A 22,598-nucleotide genomic window follows, 5' to 3' on the forward strand; every position below is an offset into this window, starting at 1 on the left:
TTGCATCGGACATGGCGGTCATGTCACTCCTCCGGGGCGCTCAGCTCGGCCGCGAGCAGCGCGCGCTGCTCGCGCAGCTGCGGCGTCGGGGCGGCGAAGACGTGGTCGAACAGCTCGAACGGGTCCGTCTCCGGCTCCGCGTTCATCCGGTCGCGGACGCGGGCCGCGTACTCCTCGGCGGCCTCGTGCGCCGCCTCGACGCCGGCCGCGTCGAGCAGCCCCCGGCCGCGCAGGTACGTCTCCAGCCGGGCCAGGGGATCGGCCGCCTCCCACCGCGCGACCTCCTCGGCGTCGCGGTAGCGGGTGGCGTCGTCGGCGTTCGTGTGGGACTCGATCCGGTACGTGTGCGCCTCGACCAGGAACGGCCCGCCGCCCTCGCGCGCATGCCGGACCGCCTCGGTCAGCACGGACAGGACCGCGACGAGGTCGTTGCCGTCCACCTGCTCGGAGCGGACCCCGTACCCGACGCCCTTGTACGCGAGCGCGGGAGCGGCGCTCTGCCGGGCCAGCGGCACCGAGATGGCGTACTTGTTGTTCTGCACGAAGAACACGACGGGGGAGCGCAGGACGGCCGCGTAGTTGAGCGCCTCGTGGAAGTCGCCCTCGCTGGTGCCGCCGTCGCCGATGAAGGCCATGGCGACCGCGTCCTCGCCCCTGCGCCGCAGCGCCTCCGCCATGCCGACCGCGTGGATCGTCTGGGTGGCCAGCGGCGTGCACTGGGGTGCGACGCGTACGGCCGCGGGGTCGTAGCCGCAGTGCCAGTCGCCGCGCAGCAGCGTGAGCACCTCGACGGGGTCGAGGCCGCGCGCGACCAGCGCCACGCAGTCGCGGTAGGTGGGGAACAGCCAGTCGTCCGCGCGCAGGGCGAGCACGCCGGCGATCTGGCAGGCCTCCTGCCCCCTGCTGGACGGGTAGACGGCGAGCCGGCCCTGCTTGGTCAGCGCGGTCGCCTGGCGGTCGAAGCGACGGCCCAGGACCATGCGGCGGTAGGCGTCCACGAGCAGGTCGTCCGCGGGCGCCCGGTAGTCGGCTCGGTGTTCGGCCCGATGGCCGCCCTGGTCGCCTGCCTGGTCGCCGGTGGGAGGGCCGGCGGCGGAGCCGTCCTCGGCGACGAAGCGTACGGGGACGGGCTCGGGGAGAAGACCGTCGGCCACCTGATGACGGGACATGGCGACGCTCGCTTTCGCTGGACGTTTGACAAGAGAAGCGTCCGCGTCACGCACCATCTGTTCAAGACATCAGGCGCAATAGGCGACAAATGGCCTCAAGAGGGCATTTATGAGGCCAAATGTCGATCCACTAGCGGGTTGGTCGGGGGAACGCCGGACGTTTTGCCGGAGTTCGCACCAGGCCGCTCGGGGCATGCCCCGCAACGCCCCCGCCGGCCCCCGGCGAGCGCCCCAAGCTCACCCCCGGCCCTTGCCCCATTCCGCGCCCCGCCCCCGGGCCTCGTCGAACACGAGCCACGTCCGCGTCGCCCGCACGCCCGGGATGTCCTGGATGCGTTCCAGCACCATGTGTCGCAACGCCGCGTTGTCCGGCGTCCTGACCAGCACCAGGATGTCGTAGTCGCCGCCGACCATGGCGAAGTGCTCCACGTACGCGATCTCACGCAGCGCCGCCGAAACCCCCCGCCAGGAGTTCTGCTCGATGGTCACCGAGACGTACGCGCTGGTGCCCAGGCCCGCCTTCGCCGGCGCGATCTCGGCCGTGAAGCCGGTGATCACGCCGTCGTCGATGAGCCTGGTCAGGCGCGCGTACGCGCTGGCCCGGGAGATGTGGACGTGCTCGGCCAGCGTCCGCACCGACATGCGGCCGTCACGCAGCAGTTCGGCGATGATCGCCCGGTCCACCTCGTCCAGCGGCGCCGCGGAACGTCCCGGCCAGCCCTCGCCGGGGCTCTCGCGCTCGGCGGGTGGCGCGGGCCCGTTCACCGCGTGTCCTCCTCCCAGGTCTTGGCCACCAGGGTGAGGACGTCGTACGTGGCGACCGCCTGGCCCTCCTGGTTGCTCACCACGGCGTCCCAGCGGACCTCGCCGTAGTCGGCCCCGGTGCGCGGCGTGATCTGCTTGACCGTCAGCGTCACCGCGATGGCGTCGCCCGCCTTGACGGGGGTGAGGAAGCGCAGCGCGTCCACGCCGAAGTTCGCCAGCACGGGCCCGGGCGCCGGGTCCACGAAGAGCCCGGCGGCCAGCGAGACGACCAGGTAGCCGTGCGCGACGATGCCGCCGAACAGCGGGTTGCGCGCGGCCGCCGCGGCGTCGGTGTGGGCGTAGAAGGTGTCGCCGGTGAACTCGGCGAAGTGCTCGATGTCGGCCAGCGAGACCGTGCGCGGCGCCGAGGCGATCGTGTCGCCGATCCGCAGCTCGGCCAGCGACTTGCGGAAGGGGTGCACGCCGGAGTCGGCGCGGGCGGCGCCGGTCGTCCAGCGTCCGGTGACCGCGGTGAGCAGGTCGGGCGAGGCCTGTACGGCGGTGCGCTGCATGTGGTGCAGCACCCCGCGGATTCCGCCCAGTTCCTCGCCGCCGCCGGCCCGCCCGGGACCGCCGTGGACGAGGACGGGCAGGGGAGAGCCGTGCCCGGTGGACTCCTTGGCGTCGTCCCGGTCGAGGACGAGCACCCGCCCGTGCCACGGCGCGAGCCCGAGCACGACGCTCCTGGCGACCTCGGGGTCGTGGGTGACCACGGAGGCGACCAGGCTGCCCCGGCCCCGCGCGGCCAGCGCGACCGCCTCGTCCAGGCCGTTGTAGGAGAGCACGGTGCTGACCGGGCCGAACGGCTCGACGTCGTGCGGCTCGGTGGCGCCGGGCCGCGCCCGCAGCACCAGCGGGGTCATGAACGCGCCCCTGGTCGCGTCCCCGTCCAGCAGGGGAGCGCCGGCGGGGTCGCCGACCACCACGTCGGAACTCGCCCGCAGCGCCTCGACGGCCTTGCGCACCTCCTCGCGCTGGCCGAGGCCGGCCAGCGCGCCCATGCGCACGTCGGGGTTGCGCGGGTCTCCCACGCTCACCTTCGCCAGGCGCGCGGCCAGCGCCTCCACCACCTCGCCCGTCAGCGCGGACGGTACGAGCACGCGGCGGATGGCGGTGCACTTCTGCCCCGCCTTGACCGTCATCTCGGTGACGACGCCCTTGACGAACAGGTCGAACTCGGGATCGTCAGGGCGCACGTCGGGGCCGAGGATCGAGCAGTTGAGCGAGTCGGCCTCGACGCCGAGGACGACGCCGCCGTCCAGCACGTTCGGATGGCGGCGCAGGATGCCGGCGGTGTGGGCCGAGCCGGTGAAGGCCACGGAGTCCTGCACGGTCAGCTCGTCGAGCAGGCCGCCCGCGCTGCCCGCGACGAGCTGGAGCGTGCCTTCGGGCAGGATCCCCGACGCCACGATCAGCCGGACGGCGCGCTCGGTGAGGTAGGCGGTCTGGCTGGCCGGCTTGACGATCGAGGGCAGCCCGGCCAGGAAGGCGGGGGCCAGCTTCTCCAGCATGCCCCAGACGGGGAAGTTGAACGCGTTGATCTGCACGGCCACGCCCGGCCTGGAGGCGTAGAGGTGCTGGCCGACGAACGTGCCGCCCTTGCCCAGCAGCTCCAGGCCGCCGTCCAGGTAGACCGTGTCGTTCGGCAGCTCGCGCACGCCCTTGCTCGCGTAGCTGAACAGGGTGCCGATGCCGCCGTCGACGTCGATCGCGGTGTCGCGGGTGGTGGCGCCGGTGCGCAGCGACAGGGCGTACAGCTCGTCCTTCTGCTCCAGCAGGTGCTTGGCCAGCGCCTTGAGCAGCGCGGCCCGCTCGTGGAAGGTCAGGGCTCGCAGCGCGGGCCCGCCGGTCTCGCGGGCGTGGCGGACCATCGCCGCGACGTCCAGCCCCCGGCTGGAGATGCGCGCGACCTCCTCGCCCGTGGCGGCGTCGAGCAGCGGCTCCCCGTCGTCGGCCGGGCGGAACCACCGTCCGGCGGCATAGCTCTCCAGCAGCGTGCTCACACTGTCTCCTCTCCCCGGGCGTGACCTGTTGCGCGGGCACCCCTCCCTGTGCGACCTTATTACTGACCGAGCGATAAGTAAATGAGCCGGAGGGTCTCGGAGGAAACATGACGACCACCCCAGCGGACCCGGCCCTGGAGGCCCGGCTGCAGGCCGGTTTCGACGCGACCATCGCCCGCCACGACCGCATCGAGCCCCGGGACTGGATGCCGGACGCCTACCGCAGGACCCTCATCCGCCAGATCGCCCAGCACGCCCACTCCGAGATCATCGGCATGCAGCCCGAGGGCAACTGGATCAGCCGCGCGCCGTCGCTGCGCCGCAAGGCGATTCTGCTGGCCAAGGTGCAGGACGAGGCGGGGCACGGGCTCTATCTTTACTCCGCGTGCGAGACCCTGGGCGTCTCCCGCGCCGAGCTGACCGATCTGCTGCTGTCCGGCCGGCAGAAGTACTCCTCGATCTTCAACTATCCGGCGCTGTCGTACGCCGACGTCGGCACCATCGGCTGGCTGGTGGACGGGGCCGCCATCTGCAACCAGGTGCCGCTCTGCCGTACCTCGTACGGCCCGTACGGGCGCGCCATGATCCGCATCTGCAAGGAGGAGTCCTTCCACCAGCGGCAGGGCTACGAGCTGCTGATGACGATGATGCGCGGCACCGACGCCCAGCGCGCCATGGTGCAGGAGTCGGTCGACCGGTTCTGGTGGCCGGTGCTGATGATGTTCGGCCCGCCGGACGCGCAGTCGCCCAACAGCGCACGGTCGATGGCGTGGGGCATCAAGCGCAACTCCAACGACGAGCTGCGGCAGAAGTTCGTGGACATGACCGTCCCGCAGGCCGAGGCGCTCGGCGTCACGCTGCCCGACCCCGATCTGCGCTGGAACGAGGAACGCGGCCACTACGACTTCGGCGAGCCCGACTGGGAGGAGTTCGCCGCGATCCTGCGCGGGGACGGGCCGTGCAACGCGCAGCGGATGGCCCACCGCCGGGCCGCGCACGAGGACGGGGCCTGGGCCCGCGAGGCCGCCACCGCATTCGCCGAGCGCGCGGCTCTTGCGGAGGGGGTCCGATGAGCGGCGATCGGCGGGAGTGGCCGCTGTACGAGGTGTTCGTCCGGGGCAAGCGCGGCCTCAACCACGTGCACGTGGGGTCGCTGCACGCGCCGGACGACGCGATGGCGCTGCGGCACGCCCGGGACGTCTACACGCGGCGGAACGAGGGGGTCAGCATCTGGGTCGTACGGGCGGACGCCATCGCCGCGTCCAGCCCGGACGAGAAGGACCCGCTGTTCGCGCCGAACGGCGACAAGGTGTACCGGCATCCGACGTTCTATGACATTCCCGGCGACGTCCCGCACATGTGAGCCTTCACGATCGGAACCACCCATCATGAGCGACAAATCTGTGACCGGCGAACCTGGGACCGGCGAACCTGGGACCGGCGAACCCAGGGGCGTCCGACCTGTGCCGGGCGGACCTGTGAACGACGGACCCTTGAGTGACGAGCACGGCAGCGTCTTCGACGGACTGCTCGGCGGCGACTCGTCCCAGTGGGCTTTCGGCACCGACTTCGAGGACCCGCTGGCCGGCGTCGACACCACCACGCCCGACGGCGTGGACCCCGCCGACCTGGCCGCGTACTGCCTCATGCTCGGCGACGACGCCCTGATCATGTCGCAGCGCCTGTCCGAGTGGTGCAGCCGCGCCCCCGACCTGGAGGAGGACATCGCGCTGGCGAACATGGCGCTCGACCTCCTCGGGCAGGCGCGCCTGCTGCTGGCGCGGGCTGCCGCCGCCGATCCCGGTGTCGTGCCGGTCCTGCCCGAGGGCTCGCCGGTGCCGCCGGAGGACGCGCTGGCCTTCTTCCGCGACGACCGGGACTTCCGCAACGTCCGCCTGGCCGAGGTGGACAACGGCGATTTCGCGCACGTCGTCGTCCGCCTGCTGCTGTTCTCGGCGGCCCGGCTCGCGCTGCTCGAACGGCTGCGCGCCAGCCGGGACCACGTGCTGGCCGCCGTGGCGGCGAAGGGCGTCAAGGAGGTCGCCTACCACCGCGACTGGGCCGGGCGCTGGTTCCTCACGCTCGCCCTCGGCACCGAGGAGTCCCACCGCAGGCTCCTGACGGCCCTGGACGAGCTGTGGCCGCTGCTGGCCGAGCTGACCGGGACACATCCCCTCGAACGCTCCCTGGCCCACGCCGGGGTCGCCGCCGACACCTCGTCCCTGCCCGGCGAGGTGGACGCCGTTCTCGGCCAGGTACTCGCCACGAGCGGCGTCCCCCGTCCGGAACGGGCCCCGCTGGCCGGCGTCGGCGGGCGGACGGGCCGCGACGGCCTGCACACCGAGGCCCTGAGCCGGCTGCTCGCCGAGATGCAGGTGGTCGCCCGCGCCCACCCGAGCGGACGCTGGTGAACACCACCCACGGCCCCGCCAGTCCGGTCGGCCGGGACGCCGTCCGAAGCGCCGTTCAGGTCGCCAGGGAGGTGGCCGGGCAGGTGCGCGATCCCGAGATGCCCATGCTCACCCTCGCCGACCTCGGCGTCCTGCGCGGCGTCGAGCTGGTACGGGACGAGGCCGGCGCGGAGGTCGTCGTGGCCTCGATCACGCCGACCTACACCGGCTGCCCCGCCATGGCGACCATGCGCGACGACCTCGTCCACCGGCTCAACGACGCCGGGTTCGGCCGGGTCGAGGTGCGGATCGTGCTCGACCCGCCGTGGTCCAGCGACTGGATCTCCGAACGCGGCCGCGCCGCCCTGCACGAGGCCGGCATGTCGGCGCCCGGCCCCGCCCCCAGGCGGAGCGCGGGACCGGTCGCGCTCACCCTCGGCCCGCCGCGCACCGCGCCGCCCTGCCCGCGCTGCGGCTCGGCGGCCACCCGGCTCACCTCCGAGTTCGGCGCCACCGCCTGCAAGGCCCTCTACCGCTGCACCGGCTGCCTCGAACCGTTCGAGCACGTCAAGGAGATCTGAGCATGACCACGCTCGCGCCAGGCCCGGCCCGTTCCCGGGCCGCCGTCTTCCACCCGCTGGCCGTGTCGGCGGTGGACCGCCTGTGCGAGGACGCCGCCGCGATCACGTTCGACGTCCCCGGCGAGCTGCGCGACGCGTACGCCTTCAGCGCCGGCCAGTCCCTCACCCTGCGCCGCGTGATCGACGGACAGGAACACCGCCGCTCCTACTCGATCTGCGCCCCCGCCGGCGCCGCACCGCGCATCGGCGTCCGCGAAATCCCCGGCGGGCTGTTCTCCTCCTGGCTCGTCCACGAGGTGCGGCCGGGCACCCGGATCGACGTCCAGCCGCCCACCGGCTCCTGGCGGGCCGACCCCGGCACAGGCGAGCGGCACCTGTGCGTCGCCGCCGGCTCCGGCATCACCCCCATGCTGTCGGTCGCCGCGACCGTCCTCACCCACCCCGCCGCGCAGGTCTCGCTCCTGTACGGCAACCGTACGAGCCGCACCGTGATGTTCGCCGAGGAACTCGGCGACCTGAAGAACCGCTACGGCCCCCGGCTCCAGGTCGTGCACACACTCTCGCGCGAGCCGCGCGACGTCGAGCTGCTGTCCGGCCGGCTCGACGGCGACCGGCTGCGCCGCCTGCTCACCGCGCTCGTGCCGGTCGAGGTGTTCGACCACGTGTGGTTGTGCGGGCCGCTGCGCATGATCGAGGAGGCCCGCGCGGTGCTCGCCGAGCTGGGCGTGCCCGCGGAACGCGTCCACGTCGAGCTCTTCTACGCCGACGCGCCGCCGCCCCCGCCGAGACGCACCGGCGGCGGGATCCCGGCCGGGGCCACCACGGAGCTGACGACCGTACTGGACGGGCTGCGGACCACCTCGACCGTCTCCCGAGACACGCCGATCCTCGACGCCGCCCAGGCCACCCGCGCCGACCTGCCCTTCGCCTGCAAGGGCGGGGTGTGCGGGACGTGTCGCGCGGTGGTGCGTTCCGGAGAGGTGGACATGCGGCGCAACTACGCGCTCGAACCGTCCGAGGTGGCCGCCGGATTCGTCCTGACCTGCCAGACGTACCCGGTGGGGGAGAACGTGACCGTCGACTACGACGCCTGACCCCCGCACCGCTCACCGATCCGGACACCGACCGCCATTACCGAACGCCGACTGGCCCCGACCCGCCCGCGACCGACCACAGGAGCCGCCACGTGCCCGAACACTCCGCCGTCCCGTCGTCAAGCCTGCTCGTCGAGGAGGGCGAGGACCGGGTCGTGTGGCGGCTCAACCGGCCCGAGGTGCGCAACGCCATCGACCGCGAGCTCGTCGCCGCGCTGCACGAGGCGTGCGCCGCCGTCGAGGACGACCCGAAAGTCGTTCTGATCATCGGCGAGGGCGGCACGTTCGCGGCCGGCGCGGACATCGCCCAGCTCCGCGAGCGCGGCCGTGACGACGCGCTGCGCGGCATCAACTCCAAGATCTTCGAACGGGTGCACCGGCTGCCGATGCCGGTCATCGGCCTGCTCGACGGGTACGCCCTGGGCGGCGGCGCCGAGCTCGCCTACGCCTGCGACTTCCGCATCGGCACGCCGCGTACCAAGATCGGCAACCCGGAGACGGGCCTCGGCATCATCGCCGCGGCCGGTGCGGCGTGGCGGCTGGCCGCGCTCGTGGGGGAGCCGCTGGCCAAGGAGATCCTGCTCGCGGGCCGCGTGCTGACGGCCGCCGAGGCGCACGCCGTACGGCTGCTCAACGAGATCGTCGAGCCCGAGGACCTGCTCACCGCCGGCCACCGGCTCGCCGACCGCATCACCGCCCAGGCACCGTTGGCGACCAGGCTGATGAAGTCCGTCTTCCACGCGCCCAGGGACGCGCACCCGTTCGTGGACGATGTGGCACAGGCCGTGCTGTTCGAGACAGAAGACAAACAGGCCCGCATGACCGCGTTCCTGGACCGCCGCCAACGCAGAAGCCGTACCGACGAGGGCCGCTGACCAGTAGGGGAGCCGTACAGACGAGCACCCTTGACCGGTTCAGGAGCCGCACTACCGCATCAGCGACCGCTTTGACCGGTTCGGCGGGTATCCGGCCGCGACACCGGCTCAAATCTCGTGTTTGGCCAGGCCGTCGAAGGCGATGGCGGTGATCGCGTCGGCGACCAGCGCCAGATCGTACGCGCCATCCGGCCGATACCACTCGACCAGCGAGTTGACCATGCCGAACAGCAGCCGGCTCACCAGCCCAGGCGGCACGCTGTCACGCAGCGCGCCCTCGGCGACGGCGTCGGCCACGAGCGCGGCCAGCCGGTCGTCCAGCCAGCGCCGCCGTTCCAAAGCCGCCAGCTCGATCTCGCTGTTGCCACGCACCCGCAGCAGCAGCGTGACAGACGGCTGGTGCGCCACCAGCACCTCGACGCTGCGCCGCAGCACCTCGCGCAGCCGCTGGTACGCGCTGACCCCGGCCTGCTCCCGCGACGCCTCGGTGACGACGGCGGTCAGCTCGTCGAGTGCGTCGTCCAGCGCCTGGGCGAGCAGTTGCTCCTTGCTCGTGACGTGGTGGTAGATGGCGGCCTTGGTCAGCCCCAGCTCCTTGGCCAGGTCGCCCATGCTGGTGGCGTCGTAGCCGCGGCGGTTGAACAGCTCGACCGCGGCACGCAGGATCGCCTGCTGGTCGTAGCCCGGACGGCCCCGCCGGCGGCGCGGAGCCGGCTCGGCATGCTCAGTCCTGGTCACGAAAGCAGCATCTCACGCGCCCGACCCCACCCCGCCCGCCGCTCCGGCCACGACCGTCCCCGTTCCGTCACGCTCGGGTACGGGGAGCCGCACGGAACCGGTGCGGCCGCATCACCGAGCGCTCCGTCATGATCACGCGGAAGCGGGCGCTGAATGGTCTTCAGCCGCGGTGGGAGGGAGCTGGGGATCACGGGCTCGGATGGAGGCCGGAGCTCAGATGGCCGAGGATGAGGCGCGCCACTTCGTGCGGGGCCTCCAGGTGCATGTCGTGGCCGGTGGCCAGGTCGGCGAGGGAGAGCAGCGGAGTCTGCGCGGCGGCCGTCTTCAGTTCGCGAGCGAAGCCGCGGACGTAGGCGTCGAAGGCCACCGAGACGGCCGGGGGCAACATCGCACTCAGGTCCGAGCCGCTGGAGGAGACGACGAGGAGGGGACAGCGGGCCGCCCGGTAGACGGCGATGAGGTCGAGCGCGTCCATCTGCGCGATGAAGTGAGTCATCTCCGGATCGCCCGCCGTCTGTTCGGCGAGGAACGCGCGCATGGTCTGCTCGGCACCGACCGGGTCGACTCCGTCGAAAGGCCCGGTGGGATTGGTGTGCCCGTCCAGATTGACCGCGAGCGGGCACTCGGGGTGCTCTGAGGCCCACAGGGCCGCGACGATGCCGCCCAGCGAGTGCCCGACCACGGCGGGATGCTCCAAGTCGTGGTCGTTGATCGCCTCACCTACGGACTCGACGGCTCCAGCCCAAGACCACGAGCCCAGATCCGGCAAATCGACCGCCACCGTGCGCAGCCCCGCCGCCTCCAGCAACGGCGCGGCGAGCCGCCAGTCCGTGGACCTCCGCCCACCACCGGGCAAGAGAAGAATCTCCGTCATCGTGGCACTCTCCCGGCCCGGCGGCCGCCACCGCAACCCGATCCCGCCCCTCGGCTGCCGCATGCCGGCCTTGGCCGGCAGCCGCTCATGCCGGGCCACTTCCTCACGGCCGTCATAGACCACCAGCTCCGAGGCACACGACGGCTCCCTTACGGGCTGCAGCCCCCCGATACTCTCACCGCAACCATCGAGCGCTGTCATTTCTCATCGACACACCCCAGCGCTCAGCGCCTCCGCTGTCACGGGACAGCTGACCCACAAACGCTGCCGCAACTCGCCTACAGAACCACCTGTTTGGGCTTCGTGCCGGGTGCCCTGGTCACAGCGTGATCGCGATGTCGGTGTTCGGCCGATGACGTGCTGCTCGCGGCCCGATCGCCGCGCTCTTTGGTCTACCTGCCGATGCGCGCCACGCCGTCCGCCCCTGGGGTCAACCTCGACTGGGACAAGGAGGAGAGGTGCCCGGACCGGCCGCTTGATCTGGTGCTCGTCCACCACTCGCTGCAGTTCCCGCCCTCCCGCTGGAAACAGGTACGAAAGCGGATCACCGCTGAAACCCTTCGTGCGAAATACGGACGGCGAGCATGCCGGACAACGACCTACCCGCCGACGAGGAGATCGACTACCGGGCCCTGAACTACCAGGAGAACAAGGTCACGCTCCACCAGCGCGTGCACGCCGAGACGCTGTTTCTGACCGGCAGCACGGCGGCGTTCCGGCAGCCGGCCCGCCACTTCTTCGCCGTGGCGAAGGAAGGGCCGCCCGCCGCCGCGACCTCGCTGTACATCTCGGGCGGCTGCAACATCACGTCTGCCGGCTGTTCCATTGGCCGCATCTGAAGCCAGGCAGCGGGCAGGACATCCATGTGGAGTACGCCCCGCGATGGACGGTCTGACCGGCGAATTCAGGTTGAGCAATCACGTGGGGCCTTTCGACCGTCGACAAGGAATCCGAGCGCGTGCCCTGTCGTCGCGTCGATGTGGTCAGGGATCTCGGCATGACGGTCACCGACCGTCGGTGTCCCAGTGGGCTCGAACATGAGAATCGCGGCGCCGGTGGGCGCGGACGGCTTGTGCTCCGTGCCACGGGGGACGGTGAACACCGCGCCCGCAGGGAGCCGGACCACACGCTCCCCACTGGGCTCACGCAAGGCGATGTGCAACTCCCCATCGAGAACCAGGAAGAACTCGTCAGTGTCGTCATGGACGTGCCAGATGTGCTCGCCCTCGACCTTGGCGATGCGTACGTCGTAGTCGTTGACGCGCGTGACTATGCGAGGGCTCCACAGGGCGTCGAAGGAGGCGAGGGCCTTACTGAGGGCGACGGGTTCGATACTCATGCGTAAATCCTGGCGCATGGGGCGTACTCAGTGTGAGTGCTAGGAATAGCACATGACGCAAGGATCCTCGCACGCTGCCGGCCCGCACCGGGTCGTCGTGATCGTGGACGAGAACTCCAACCCCTTCGAGCTGGGCTGCGCGACCGAGATCTTCGGCCTGCGCAGGCCCGAGCTCGGATGCGATCTCTACGACTTTCGCCTGTGTTCCCCCGAGCCGCGCACCCTGATGAGGGACGGGTTCTTCACCCTCACGGGCGTCACCGGCCTGGAAGCGGCTGAGTCGGCAGATACGTTGATCGTCCCGAACCGTCCCGACGTCGAGGTGCCCCGCAGAACCGCCGTGCTCGATGCCATCCGGCGGGCGCACGCGCGCGGCGCCCGCCTGGTCGGCTTCTGCAGCGGTGCTTTCACTTTGGCCGAGGCCGGGGTCCTCGACGGGCGCCGGGCCACCGCGCACTGGCAGTGGGCGGATTCCTTCCGGGCCCGCTTCCCTTCCGTCCGGCTCGAAACAGACGTGTTGTTCGTGGACGACGGCGACATTCTCACGGCCGCGGGAAGCGCAGCCGCGCTCGACCTCGGCCTGCACATCGTCCGCGGCGATCACGGCGCGGAAGTCGCCAATTCAGTGAGCCGACGGCTGGTCTTCGCCGCCCACCGCGACGGCGGGCAACGGCAGTTCGTGGAGCGGCCCGTGCCCGCGGTGCCGGACGAGTCCTTGGCGCCTGTCCTCGCCTGGGCACAGGAGCATCTGGACGCCCCGCTCACGGTGTCCGACCTCGCAGCGCGCGCCTCGGTCAGTCCGGCCACCCTGCATCGCCGTTTCCACGCGCAGATGGGCACCACACCGCTGGCGTGGCTCACAGGGGAACGACTCGCCCTGGCATGCCGGCTGATCGAGCGGGGCGAGTCGCGCTTCGAGACGGTCGCGCGGCACAGCGGGCTGGGCACCGCTGCCAACTTGCGCGCACTGATGCGTCGCAAGATCGGGCTCACTCCGTTGGAGTACCGGCACCGATTCGGCCCGGGGACAGGCAAGGGATCGACCTGACCTCCTCACAGGCCACAACAAGCCATGACTCAACGTATGCCGTCGCCGGCGGCGAACAGACCGCCTGACCCCGGCAATGGCGGCGCCCAGTCGCGCCAGCAAGGCATTCGCACAACGCGCGGAATTTACACCGCGAATATACGGTCCGCGTCCGGGAACATACCGTCCGTGTCGGGACGTGCCGATGTGAAGCTTCGACCGAAGCGAAGACGGACTTGCCTTTGAGTTCGAACCGCATACGCTCTGCGAGGGAATGATCGTGTCAGAACGCGGAGAGCCTACGAAGGAAGAGAAGATCCGGGATGCGCTCAGTGCCGCCCCGCGCTTCATCGCGGAGACGGCCACGGTTCTGGATTCGGACATGAAGACAGTCCTCAGGGAAGGGTCGCCCGACTGGATCTGCGTGCCGACTCCCCCCGGTCAACCGGCTCCCGGCCCCATGTGCCTTGACCCGACCTGGATGCAGTTCGTCCAGGAGGTCATGCAGGGCAAGACCCCAACGATCGACCGTATCGGGATCTCCTACATGCTGATGGGAGAGACTGGTGCGGACTTCGATGATGTCTTCGCCACACAGCCCCCAGCAGGCAAGGACTGGTATCGCGCCGGACCCCACGAGATGTTCTGCTTTCCCAAGGGCACTGGACACATCTTGAAGGGAATCGGACACGACCCGTCCTCGGGACAGCCTTATGTACGGCCGGTTCGAGGAGCTGAGCCCATGCTCGTCGTCCCGGTCGCCAAGCCGGGCGAGACAGCCTGCGGATGTCGAAGCGACTGCCCCTGTTGCCGGAACAACTCGGCTACACCTGATTCCGAGTCCTCGGCTTGAGGCATTCATAAGGGCATAGGGGTAGCGTCGGCCACCATCGCAGCGACCACCACACGAACCGGACCGCGGGTGAGACTCCGGCGGCTACCCGACTGCGGTCCGCAGAGAATGACGTGGAGATGGCTGCCCTGCCCCGACCCGGCATGCCTTCCACGGCGACTGGGACTATGCCCTGCGCCATCGGTTGTGTGGCCCTGGTCGACGGGCCACAGGGTGACGTCGTACGGGTGCCGCTTGTCGAAGTAGCCGATGGCGCCATTTTGATCAATCCGCGGGAATCAAGATCCCCTTGGCTGTCATCCACGAACGTCCGCAGCATGGGAATGTCCTGGGCTCGATCCGCGTGTTCAGCCAGATGACGGAGCCGACCCGGTAACCGCGTTGGTCAAGGCCTGCCGGCACTTCGCCACCCACATCGGCCTGCTCGCCGACCAGCTCGGCTCGGTGCGGCTGAGCGCCGACGACGCCGAGCACGTCACCGACGCTGTGCACCAGGTGTTCGACGCGGCCGGGCTGACCATCGGTCTGCAACGCCACATCGGTGAGGACCAGCGCGCCTTCCAGCCGGATTCCGGCCCGCGCGCCGTGTGCTTCCGTGGATGCTGGAAGCCTGGAACACGAAGTGGATCTTCGCCGGGGTGGCGTGACGGTCTTGCGGTCTGCGGCTACGCGCGCCCGGATCTGTGCAGGAGGGACGGCCATCAACGGTCACCGTCCCTCCCTTGCGCGACCACAGCACATCGTCATGGAACGCCGAGACATTTCGTGGGACGTGCCCGGGGTCGAGGCTTGGCTCGACTGGGAGTAGCGGCTGAGCTCCGTGCGCGAAGCGCCCCATTGTGATGACCTTTTGCGCCGAGGCGGGACTGCCCGAGCGGAGCGAGGACCGCTCGGGCAAGGTCTCGGCTGGCGGTTAGGTCAGGTGGCGGGTGAAGAAGCTCAGCGTGCTGTCCAGTTCGTACGCCGGCAGGATGTCCGCGTGCTTGCCCGGGTTGGCGTGCAGGGTCTTCTCGGCTGAGCCCAGAGCGTCGAACAGGGCCAGGCTCTGGGACCGTGGTACTCGTTCGTCGTCCCACTGCACCAGGAACTCCACGGGTACGGTGATCTGGGCCGCGAGTTCGGCCGTGGCAGCGGCTCCGCCGAGTCCGAGTACTGCGGCGCGGATGCGGGGTTCGGCGGCGACGAACGGGACGCCGAGGCCGCAACCGAGTGAGACGCCCCAGTAGCCGGCCGGGCCGGGGCCGACGTGGTCCAGGTGCTGGACCGCGTCCAGCATGGCCTGCCATTCCGGTACGGTCTGCCGGGCTACGAGGGCCTGGAACTCGGCGATCAGCGCGGCCAGGTCCTCGCCGGCCGCCACCCGTGCCTGGTTCTCGGTATTGATGCGGTCGAGTTCCGGGTCAACCGGCCGGTCGCCGTGGCCGGGCACGTCGGCCGCGACCACCGCGAAGCCGCGCTCGCGGACGAAGCGGTGCGCGCGGGTCAGGACGCCGGGGGTTTTCTTGTGCTGGCCGCCGCCGTGGCCCATCACGATGAGGGGACGGGGGCCCGTGGCGCCTTCCGGCGTCCAGAGCACGCCGGGGACGTCGCCGAGGGTGAAGAGTTGTTCGCGGACGCCGTCGGACGACGTCTCGGAGTTGATGCGCATGAACGTGGAAAGCCTTTCGGGATGCCCGCGGGCTCTCCCTAGGCCGTGGGAGAGAGGGAGGCCCGGCATGTCACAGCGTTGATGGGACTCACCTCCTCGGTTCGCACTGGCTCACGGCGGTGGCCAAGGTATCACAGGAGGGCGATCATCGTCCCGCCCGGCGGGCGAAGCGTTCGGGCGGCGATGCGGTAACGCGGCGATGCGGTAACGCGGCGATGTGGTCGGGCGGCGGTGTTGTGGCGGCGGAGCGGTCGGGCGGCGGGGCGGCTACGTGGTCAGGTGGCGGTGCGTGTGGCGGCGGTGTGATCAGGCGGCGGTGAAGGAGGTGGGGGACGGGCGGGTGTCGGCGGTGTTGAGCGACTCGCGCAGCCCGGTCAGCACGCCGCGCAGGATGCGGGAGACGTGCATCTGGGAGATGCCGAACTCCTCGGCGATCTCGGCCTGGGTCAGGTTGCCGTAGAAGCGCAGCAGCAGGATGTGGCGTTCGCGATCGGGCAGGGCCGCGACGAGCGGCCGGACGGCCGCCGCGTCGATCACGGTGTCCAGCGTGGTGTCGCGGTCGGGGATGAGGTCGCCCAGGCAGGCCCGGCCGCCGCCGGAGTCGTCGCCGACCGGCGCGTCCAGGGACAGGGTGCTGTACGCGGCCGAGGCGTCCATGCTGCGCAGCACCTCCTCCTGCGACAGCTCCATTCTGGTGGCCAGGTCGGCCGTGGTCGGTGTGCGGCCCAACTCCTGGGTCAGGTCGGCGGTGGCTCGCTTGAGCTCGGCGCGGCGCTCCTGGAACAGACGCGGCACCCGAATGGCCCACGTACGGTCTCTGAAGTGCCGCTTGACCTCGCCCGACACGGTGATCGCCGCGTACCCGCGGAACTCGTGGCCGAGGCTCGTGTCGAAGCCGTTGATGGCCTTGACCAGGCCGAGGTAGGCGGCCTGGCGCAGGTCGTCGACCGGCTCGCCGCGGGCGGAGTAGCGGCGGGTGACCTCGGTGACCAGCCACTGGTGCATCTCCACCAGCCGTTCGCGGACCTGGGCGCGGCGCCGGGCGCCGACGTCCGGCCGGTTCAGCTCGTCGAGGAGTTCTTCTGCGGTCATGCACTCAAGCGCGGGGGGTTGGACGGCCATGGTGTGTCGTGTCCCTGCCTGTACGGCGTGCCGCCCGGCCCGAAGGGGTCCGTCCAGGGGCGCGCCTCGACTGTGTCGCGAGACGAAGCCCTCTGCTGGACCTCTTCACTCACCCGCTGACCGGGGAGAGCCGTGCCAGTCCTTCCCGAAGGTGACAAATCCGGACCTGGGCACGGATTTTCTGATTTTTCAGCTTCTGGGGACTGGGCTGACGTTCCCTTCCCGGTCCCGCTCGGGGGTCCTGGGCTGACGTTTCGCTCCCTGCTCCGGGCTCACAGTCCTGCCTGGGTCCCGGCTGAGGTTTCGGTTCGGCCGAATGGTTTACGCGGCCGGCCGTGACGCGACCGAGCGCTACCCAGGTGATCGTTACGCGGCCGGCGGTGATGCCGCCGACGAGGTCGCCCATCTGGAGGCGCCGCACTTCCAGGCGTGCCACCTGGGCACCCCGATGCGCTACGAGCCCGCGTACGGCTGGCGGGCGAGCGCCACGACCGGGCGGCGGGAAGGCGGAACGACCGGGCGGCGGGAGGGCCGTACGACGTCACCGTCGCCGGCGGGGACGACGGTGTCTGCGTCGTGACCTGCGCCGACGCGTACGCGGCCGGGCCGGTCCGCACGAGGGCCCGTGTCTCCGCGCTCGCCCGCGCCGGCATGACCGCCGACCCCCGGCCGGACGGCGTGCTTCACGTCCGGGTGACGCCGGCGCGCTGACGTCCCGCGAGCGAGCCCGACCGCCACAGGACCGCCGCCAACCACACCCCGCCCACCAGGATGAGCGCGCCGTGGACGACCCGCAGCGGGTAAGGCCCGAAGAACTGCGGGATGAACAGCGCGAACCCCGCCGCCAGCGGCACGCCGCTCCACCGCAGCAGCGTACCCGAGCGCCAGATCGAGACCGCCGCCATGACGGTCCCGACGCCGAGCAGCACCAGCCCGACGGCGAACATGGTGACCGCGACGGGCCCGTACCGGAACTCCTCGGCCAGTTCCATCAGCGCCGGCGCGCCGTCGCGCAGGGAGCGCTGGGCGATGACGTTCAGCCCGAAGTCCTCGGCCCCGTAGTACGGCAGCGTCAGGCCCGCCCCGATCCACGTCACCACGGCGGCCCGCAGCGAGAGCCGGTCTCCGAGCACCTGGTGCAGCCCGAGCACGCCCAGGCCGAGCAGGATGAAGCCGATCATCGCGGCCGCATGCCCGGTCACCCACGCGGTGGAGGCCATGGCGGCGGCGTCGTCGGTGGAGGGGCGGATCGCCGGATAGAGGAGGAAGAGCAGCCCACTGGAGGCGTAGGCGGCGGCGGTCAGCCGAGGGGTGGTCATCGGTGCTCCCTTGAAGGTGCGTCGCTCTGCTATGAGAGCAATGCTCTCGTCAAGGGAACGTCGCTGTCAAGAGCGGTGCTCTCGTTCTGGAGAGCTGTTCCTGTCGAGGTGGGAGGGCCGTTCCTGTCGAGGTGGGGTCAGCAGTGGGACGAGGGTCCTGTCGCCGAGGCGGGTGATCGCGGCCAGCGGCTTGACCGCGGCCCCGACCAGCAGCGCCAGGCCGGGCCGGCCGGACTCCCTGGCCAGGCCGGGGCCGAGTGCGGCCATCATCGCGGTGAGCGCGGGCAGCGGCCTGATCCACATGGTGAGCTCCTCGATCAGCCCCTCCTCGTCGAACCGCAGGACGGCCGTCTCGTGCATCGTCATGCGCCCGACCCGCGCGGTGGCCGTCACCGCCCGCGTGTGCTCGTCGCCTATGTCGCTCTGGTAGCGGAGGTCGGAGACGGTGTCCAGGACGACGGAGAACAGCCGGTTCACCTGCTCCCTGCCCCGGAACGCGGCCCGGCCGCTGAGCGGGGAGTGGAAGGCGACGTCGGCGGCGAGCGTGGCCGTCAGGGCGTCGAGGTCGTGCTCCTCGCCGGCCCGCCGGTACGCCAGCGCCGGTGAGTCCTGAATGTGAACTGTCATGGGTTCACTTTATCAACCCACTATCTTGGGGTCATGAACAGGTTCGGTGAGATGCACTGCTCCATCGCCCAGGCCGTCGGCGTCGTCGGCGAGCCGTGGACGCCGCTGATCCTGCGTGACCTGTTCCTCGGCCTGTGCCGGTTCGACGACCTGGCGGAGGACCTCGGGATCTCGCGCAACCTGCTGACCCGCCGCCTGGAGCACCTGGTGACGTCGGGGGTGGTGGAGAAGCGGCGCTACCAGGAGCGCCCGCCGCGCCACGAGTACGTGCTGTCGCGGGCCGGGCGTGACATCGTGCCCGCGCTGATGACGCTGATGGCCTGGGGCGACCGGTGGGCCACCCCGCCCGGCGGGCCGCCCGCGCTGCTGGTGCACGACTGCGGCGAGCAGTTCACGCCCGTCGTCACGTGCCCGCACTGCGGGGGCGCGGCCACGGCGGACACGGTGACGGCCGTCCGCGGCCCAGGGGCGGCTCAAGGGCCGGGAACGATGCTCCTGTCCGCGGGAGTCGCCGAAACCACAAAAACCGCAAAAACCGCCGAAGCCGCCGAGGCCGGCGAAGCCACCGACTGAGCCCAGGTCGACAGCCCAGGTCGACAGTGCCCAGGCCGACAAGTGCCCGCCCGGCTGAGGCCGGCCGGGCGCTCGGGACGCGGCTCAGCCGGCCCGGGACACCAGGTCAGACCCGCCCCGGCACCTCGTTGCCCGCCGCCCGGATGGCCTTCGGCAGGTTCGTCATGGCCAGCAGCACGAACCCGAGCACGAAGAAGATGACCATCGACAGGATGGCGATCCGGTAACTGTTCGTGAGCTGCAGCGTGATCGTGATCGTGAGCGAGCCGATGAACGCCGACCCCTTGTCACTGATCTGCAGCAGACTGAAGTATTCGGCCTCCCGCCCCTTGGGGATCACCTGCGAGAACAGCGAGCGCGACAGCGCCTGCGTGCCCCCCAGCACGATCGCGATCGCGAACGCCATCAGGTAGAACTGCAGCGCCTGCCCCTCGGCCACGAACATGGCCATCGCCACGATCGCCGTCCACACCACCAGGCTGGCCAGAACGGTGCGCTTCGTCCCGATGCCGCGCGCCAACCACCCGAGCAGCAGCGCCCCGAAGAACGCCACGAACTGCACCATGAGGATCGCCGTGATCTGCACCGTCTGGTCCAGTTTGAGCGCCTCGGAGGCGAAGGCGGCGCTGTTGCCGATGACCGTCTGCACGCCGTCGTTGTAGACCAGGTACGCGACCAGGAACAGCAGCGTCAGCGGATAGCGGCGCAGCTCCGACAGCGTACGGCCGAGCTGGCGGAAGCTGCCGCCGACCGAGCGCAGCGCCGTGCTCTCGTGCGCGGGCACCGGCCGGTTGCGCAGCCGCAGCAGCGGGAAGATCGTGAACGTGGCCCACCACAGGCCCGCCGACATCATGCAGATCCGCACCGCCATGCCCTGGGTCAGGCCGAGGCTCTCGTGCTGCAGGAAGAGCACCAGGTTGAGCGCCAGCAGCAGGCCGCCGCCCAGATAGCCGATCGCCCAGCCCCGCGACGACACCCTGTCCCGCTCCTCCGGGGTGGAGATCTGCGGCAGGAACGAGTCGTAGACGACGACAGAGGCGCCGTAGGCCACGTTGGCCAGGATGAACAGCACCCCGCCCAGCAGGTAGCGGTCGCCCTCGACGAAGAACAGCGACATCGCGGCCAGCGCGCCGAGGTAGGCGAAGACGCCGAGCATCTCCCGCTTGCGGCCGGTGTGGTCGGCCAGCGCGCCCACGATGGGCAGGAACACGATCTGCAGGAACACCGCGACCGTGGTGATCAGCCCGAAGTACGCGGCCGGCCGGATGTCGGCGCCCAGCACGTCGACGTACCCCAGGCCCGGATTGTCCGCCACGAGCTGGTCGAAGGTGTCGACGCAGGTCGCGGCGGCCACGCCGGGGAAGTCCTTGGCGCAGGCGGCGGTCTTGGCGACCGGGATCAGGTAGGGGCCGAGGAAGACCGAGATGATCGTGGTGTAGAAGGCGGAGTTGGCCCAGTCGTAGAGGTACCAGCCGCGCTGCTCACGCCGGCGGGCCGCCGGGGAGTCGTCGAGGTCCGCGGGGGGTGCGGGTACGGGCATGATGTCGTGTGGCTCCTATGCGGGCGGCCGGGGGCCGGGGGAAGGGGACTCTCTCAGGCGGCCATGCTGCCGGGATGCCACTGGCCGCGCCGTTCGAGCACGCCGCGCAGGCCGGTGACGTTGTCGGTCATGATGCCGTCCACGCCCAGGTCGAGCAGGTGCTCCATGCGGGCGGGGTCGTTGACGGTCCACACGTGCACCTGCATGCCGATGGCGTGCGCCGTGCTGATCAGGCGCCGGGTGGTGACCCGCAGCCCGCGGAAGCCCACCGGCACCTGCGCGCACGGCACTCCGGCGCGCGACAGGCGGGCCAGCAGGCGGCCATAGCCGGAGGTGGCGGCGGCGGCCCGCAGAGCGGCCACGCCGCGCGGGCCGAGCGCCGAGCACACCTCCCTGCCCAGCGCCGCCCTGGCCAGCGCGAGGCGCTCGTCGGAGAACGAGGTCAGGCAGATCCGGTCGTAGGCGTTGGTCCGCCTGATCGCCTCGGCCAGCGGGGCGATGGCGGCCGCCTCCTTGACGTCGATGTTGAACCGGATCTCCGGCCAGGTGCCGAGCAGGTCCTCCAGCAGCGGGATCTCGTGCACCCCGCCGATGCGGGCTCTCCTGACCGCCTGGTAGGGCAGCTCGGAGATGCGGCCACGCCCGTCGGTCACGCGGTCGAGCGTGTGGTCGTGGAAGGCCACGAGCACGCCGTCGGCGGTGGCGTGCGCGTCGGTCTCCAGATGGGTGTAACCGAGCGCGACCGCCCGCTCGAAGGCGGCGGCGGAGTTCTCCGCGCCTTCCGCCGCTCCGCCGCGGTGGGCGAAGGCCAGCGGCCCTGGATGGTCGAGGAAGGCGAATCGGCGGCTCAGCACGACTGGAAGTATGCCCTTCCCTGATGAACGGTGAGGTTACGAATCGGGGAGATTCTGCCACTCCTGGCGGCGCGCCTCGGCCAGCGCGATGGCCGCTGCCACCGCCACGTTGAACGACCCCACCCGGCCGACCTGCGGGATGTAGCAGGCGCCGTCGACGGCGTCGAGCAGGGCGGGGGAGCAGCCGTGGTCCTCGCTGCCGACCACCAGGCACACGTCGCGGTCGAGGTCGGCCCGGTGCAGCGGCCTCGCCTCCGCGGTCAGCTCGATGGCCAGCACGGTGTAGCCCTCTTCCCTGGCGGCCTTGACCGCCTCGGTGGCCGGCACCGCCTCGTGCCAGGTGACCAGGCGCTCGGTGCCGAGCGCGGTCTTGCCCGCCTTGGGGTTGGTGGGCGGGGTGGCGTTGCCCGCCAGCCAGATCTCGTTCACGCCGAACGCGGCGGCGCTGCGGAAGATCGAGCCGACGTTGAACGGGCCGGTGACCGACTCGACGATGAGGCCGAGGCGGTTGCCGGTGTTCCTGCGCCAGGTGCGGTTGAGCCGCTTGACGTCGGTGGGGCGCAGTTGCCTTCTCAACGGGTCACCTTCAGTATCCGGTAGGCGGCCCGGCTGGCCTCGCGTGAGGCCTGCCACCCCTGCTCGCCGAGCCAGCGCTGCAGGGAGTCGGAGCCGAGGTGTTTCTGGACGACCAGGTAGGCCACGCCGTCGGGCGTCAGCCGGGTCAGCCACCTGGTGAGCATCTCGTGCAGGGCCGGCTTGCCGATGCGGATCGCGGGGTTGGACCAGATGGCCCGGAACCGCACGTCGTCCGGCATGTCGTCGGCGTGCATCGATCTTACTTTGTAAAGGCCGGCGGCCTTGGCGTTCCGCTCGGTCAGCTCCAGGCTACGCCGGTTCACGTCCACGGCCCACACGCTCGCCTCCGGCGCCCGGGAGGCCATGGTGAGCGCGATCGGCCCGTAGCCGCAGCCCAGGTCGAGCAGGTCGCCCTCCTGGGGCGGCGGCGGCACGCTCTCCAGCAGCGCGCGGGTGCCGACGTCGACCCGTTCCGGCGAGAACACGCCGCTGTCGGTCTCCAGCCGCAGATGCAGGTCGGGCAGGACGAGATCGACCCGCCCCGGCCTGCTCGCCGCTCCCGGCTCCTCGGAGAAGTAGTGCGCCACGTCGC

26 protein-coding genes are annotated in these 22,598 nt (G+C 71.0%); 11 read left to right on the forward strand and 15 right to left on the reverse strand.

Going from position 1 to position 22,598, the window contains the following annotated elements; translation table 11 throughout:
* Positions 1 to 23: 23 nt before the first annotated feature.
* The 3 genes from pdhA to paaZ all read right to left on the reverse strand — a co-directional run bounded on the left by pdhA (position 24) and on the right by paaZ (position 3,976).
* Entirely contained in the window at positions 24 to 1,169 is a 1,146-nt protein-coding gene (gene pdhA, locus AB0C27_RS13395; protein WP_357842467.1) for a pyruvate dehydrogenase (acetyl-transferring) E1 component subunit alpha, read from the reverse strand.
* A gap of 237 nt (positions 1,170 to 1,406) precedes the next feature.
* A complete protein-coding gene (locus AB0C27_RS13400; RefSeq protein WP_346110952.1) occupies positions 1,407 to 1,862 on the reverse strand; it encodes an Lrp/AsnC family transcriptional regulator in 456 nt (151 codons plus the stop codon).
* A 68-nt stretch (positions 1,863 to 1,930) separates the two neighbouring features.
* Positions 1,931 to 3,976 (reverse strand): phenylacetic acid degradation bifunctional protein PaaZ, encoded by a 2,046-nt coding sequence (paaZ, locus tag AB0C27_RS13405; RefSeq protein WP_357842470.1) that lies wholly within the window; start codon positions 3,974 to 3,976, stop codon positions 1,931 to 1,933.
* A 107-nt stretch (positions 3,977 to 4,083) separates the two neighbouring features.
* Here paaZ and paaA point away from each other — a divergent pair, with 107 nt between their 5' ends.
* From paaA to AB0C27_RS13435, 6 genes are all read left to right on the forward strand, one after another.
* Positions 4,084 to 5,049, forward strand: a complete 966-nt coding sequence (gene paaA / locus AB0C27_RS13410; RefSeq protein WP_357842473.1) for a 1,2-phenylacetyl-CoA epoxidase subunit PaaA — start codon at positions 4,084 to 4,086, stop codon at positions 5,047 to 5,049.
* On the forward strand, positions 5,046 to 5,339 hold the full coding sequence (paaB, locus tag AB0C27_RS13415; RefSeq protein ID WP_346110892.1) for a 1,2-phenylacetyl-CoA epoxidase subunit PaaB: 294 nt from the start codon (positions 5,046 to 5,048) through the stop codon (positions 5,337 to 5,339). The genes paaA and paaB overlap by 4 nt, the downstream gene beginning before the upstream one ends.
* Before the next feature lie 130 nt (positions 5,340 to 5,469).
* The gene (gene paaC, locus AB0C27_RS13420) at positions 5,470 to 6,387 is read left to right on the forward strand and encodes a 1,2-phenylacetyl-CoA epoxidase subunit PaaC (protein ID WP_357842477.1); all 918 of its coding nucleotides are present in this window, start codon (positions 5,470 to 5,472) and stop codon (positions 6,385 to 6,387) included.
* A 71-nt stretch (positions 6,388 to 6,458) separates the two neighbouring features.
* Complete coding sequence (gene paaD, locus AB0C27_RS13425) at positions 6,459 to 6,947, forward strand: 1,2-phenylacetyl-CoA epoxidase subunit PaaD (protein WP_357843094.1); 489 nt, start codon at positions 6,459 to 6,461, stop codon at positions 6,945 to 6,947.
* A gap of 2 nt (positions 6,948 to 6,949) precedes the next feature.
* A complete protein-coding gene (paaE, locus tag AB0C27_RS13430; protein ID WP_357842480.1) occupies positions 6,950 to 8,041 on the forward strand; it encodes a 1,2-phenylacetyl-CoA epoxidase subunit PaaE in 1,092 nt (363 codons plus the stop codon).
* A gap of 92 nt (positions 8,042 to 8,133) precedes the next feature.
* Positions 8,134 to 8,916: an enoyl-CoA hydratase/isomerase family protein gene (locus AB0C27_RS13435; RefSeq protein ID WP_357842483.1), complete on the forward strand. Its 783-nt coding sequence runs from the start codon at positions 8,134 to 8,136 to the stop codon at positions 8,914 to 8,916.
* Between the two features lie 108 nt (positions 8,917 to 9,024).
* On the opposite strand, the gene AB0C27_RS13440 is transcribed toward AB0C27_RS13435, so the two are convergent.
* Positions 9,025 to 9,654 carry a TetR/AcrR family transcriptional regulator gene (locus AB0C27_RS13440; RefSeq protein WP_357842486.1) on the reverse strand — a complete coding sequence of 210 codons (630 nt, stop codon included), beginning with the start codon at positions 9,652 to 9,654 and terminating at the stop codon, positions 9,025 to 9,027.
* 187 nt (positions 9,655 to 9,841) lie between these two features.
* Positions 9,842 to 10,528, reverse strand: a complete 687-nt coding sequence (locus AB0C27_RS13445) for an alpha/beta hydrolase (protein ID WP_357842489.1) — start codon at positions 10,526 to 10,528, stop codon at positions 9,842 to 9,844.
* Positions 10,529 to 11,112: 584 nt separating this feature from the next.
* Here AB0C27_RS13445 and AB0C27_RS13450 point away from each other — a divergent pair.
* Entirely contained in the window at positions 11,113 to 11,367 is a 255-nt protein-coding gene (locus AB0C27_RS13450; protein WP_357842492.1) for a hypothetical protein, read from the forward strand.
* Between the two features lie 65 nt (positions 11,368 to 11,432).
* Here AB0C27_RS13450 and AB0C27_RS13455 read toward each other — a convergent pair whose 3' ends face one another.
* Positions 11,433 to 11,867, reverse strand: coding sequence for a cupin domain-containing protein (locus tag AB0C27_RS13455; protein WP_357842495.1), 435 nt, complete (start codon positions 11,865 to 11,867; stop codon positions 11,433 to 11,435).
* Positions 11,868 to 11,919: 52 nt separating this feature from the next.
* Here AB0C27_RS13455 and AB0C27_RS13460 point away from each other — a divergent pair, with 52 nt between their 5' ends.
* Positions 11,920 to 12,915: a helix-turn-helix domain-containing protein gene (locus AB0C27_RS13460; protein WP_357842497.1), complete on the forward strand. Its 996-nt coding sequence runs from the start codon at positions 11,920 to 11,922 to the stop codon at positions 12,913 to 12,915.
* 253 nt (positions 12,916 to 13,168) lie between these two features.
* Positions 13,169 to 13,747, forward strand: coding sequence for a hypothetical protein (locus AB0C27_RS13465; RefSeq protein WP_357842500.1), 579 nt, complete (start codon positions 13,169 to 13,171; stop codon positions 13,745 to 13,747).
* 264 nt (positions 13,748 to 14,011) lie between these two features.
* Here the strand turns inward: AB0C27_RS13465 and AB0C27_RS13470 are convergent, their stop codons facing one another.
* The 3 genes from AB0C27_RS13470 to AB0C27_RS13480 form a co-directional block, all read right to left on the reverse strand.
* Positions 14,012 to 14,449 carry a hypothetical protein gene (locus tag AB0C27_RS13470; RefSeq protein ID WP_357842504.1) on the reverse strand — a complete coding sequence of 146 codons (438 nt, stop codon included), beginning with the start codon at positions 14,447 to 14,449 and terminating at the stop codon, positions 14,012 to 14,014.
* Between the two features lie 211 nt (positions 14,450 to 14,660).
* Complete coding sequence (locus tag AB0C27_RS13475) at positions 14,661 to 15,395, reverse strand: alpha/beta hydrolase (RefSeq protein WP_357842507.1); 735 nt, start codon at positions 15,393 to 15,395, stop codon at positions 14,661 to 14,663.
* Between the two features lie 306 nt (positions 15,396 to 15,701).
* Positions 15,702 to 16,487: a SigB/SigF/SigG family RNA polymerase sigma factor gene (locus tag AB0C27_RS13480; RefSeq protein WP_357842510.1), complete on the reverse strand. Its 786-nt coding sequence runs from the start codon at positions 16,485 to 16,487 to the stop codon at positions 15,702 to 15,704.
* 459 nt (positions 16,488 to 16,946) lie between these two features.
* Between AB0C27_RS13480 and AB0C27_RS13485 the strand changes: the two genes are divergently transcribed.
* Complete coding sequence (locus AB0C27_RS13485) at positions 16,947 to 17,228, forward strand: hypothetical protein (RefSeq protein ID WP_357842513.1); 282 nt, start codon at positions 16,947 to 16,949, stop codon at positions 17,226 to 17,228.
* On the opposite strand, the gene AB0C27_RS13490 is transcribed toward AB0C27_RS13485, so the two are convergent.
* The gene (locus AB0C27_RS13490; RefSeq protein WP_357842517.1) at positions 17,201 to 17,836 is read right to left on the reverse strand and encodes a hypothetical protein; all 636 of its coding nucleotides are present in this window, start codon (positions 17,834 to 17,836) and stop codon (positions 17,201 to 17,203) included. The genes AB0C27_RS13485 and AB0C27_RS13490 overlap by 28 nt on opposite strands.
* A 66-nt stretch (positions 17,837 to 17,902) precedes the next feature.
* Positions 17,903 to 18,463 (reverse strand): nuclear transport factor 2 family protein, encoded by a 561-nt coding sequence (locus tag AB0C27_RS13495; RefSeq protein WP_357842519.1) that lies wholly within the window; start codon positions 18,461 to 18,463, stop codon positions 17,903 to 17,905.
* 33 nt (positions 18,464 to 18,496) lie between these two features.
* On the opposite strand from AB0C27_RS13495, the gene AB0C27_RS13500 reads away from it, so the two are divergent.
* Positions 18,497 to 19,036 (forward strand): helix-turn-helix domain-containing protein, encoded by a 540-nt coding sequence (locus AB0C27_RS13500; RefSeq protein ID WP_357842522.1) that lies wholly within the window; start codon positions 18,497 to 18,499, stop codon positions 19,034 to 19,036.
* A 106-nt stretch (positions 19,037 to 19,142) separates the two neighbouring features.
* Here AB0C27_RS13500 and AB0C27_RS13505 read toward each other — a convergent pair whose 3' ends face one another.
* From AB0C27_RS13505 to AB0C27_RS13520, 4 genes are read right to left on the reverse strand one after another with little or no spacing between them, the layout of a single operon-like run.
* Complete coding sequence (locus tag AB0C27_RS13505; RefSeq protein WP_357842525.1) at positions 19,143 to 20,576, reverse strand: MFS transporter; 1,434 nt, start codon at positions 20,574 to 20,576, stop codon at positions 19,143 to 19,145.
* A gap of 53 nt (positions 20,577 to 20,629) precedes the next feature.
* Complete coding sequence (locus AB0C27_RS13510; RefSeq protein WP_357843097.1) at positions 20,630 to 21,427, reverse strand: glycerophosphodiester phosphodiesterase family protein; 798 nt, start codon at positions 21,425 to 21,427, stop codon at positions 20,630 to 20,632.
* A gap of 39 nt (positions 21,428 to 21,466) precedes the next feature.
* Entirely contained in the window at positions 21,467 to 22,006 is a 540-nt protein-coding gene (locus AB0C27_RS13515) for a TrmH family RNA methyltransferase (RefSeq protein ID WP_357842528.1), read from the reverse strand.
* On the reverse strand, positions 22,003 to 22,593 hold the full coding sequence (locus AB0C27_RS13520; RefSeq protein WP_357842531.1) for a methyltransferase: 591 nt from the start codon (positions 22,591 to 22,593) through the stop codon (positions 22,003 to 22,005). Before AB0C27_RS13520 ends, AB0C27_RS13515 begins: the two co-directional genes overlap by 4 nt.
* Between the last annotated feature and the right edge of the window lie 5 nt (positions 22,594 to 22,598).

The organism is Nonomuraea sp. NPDC048882 (assembly GCF_040649755.1).
Classification (GTDB): domain Bacteria; phylum Actinomycetota; class Actinomycetes; order Streptosporangiales; family Streptosporangiaceae; genus Nonomuraea; species Nonomuraea maheshkhaliensis.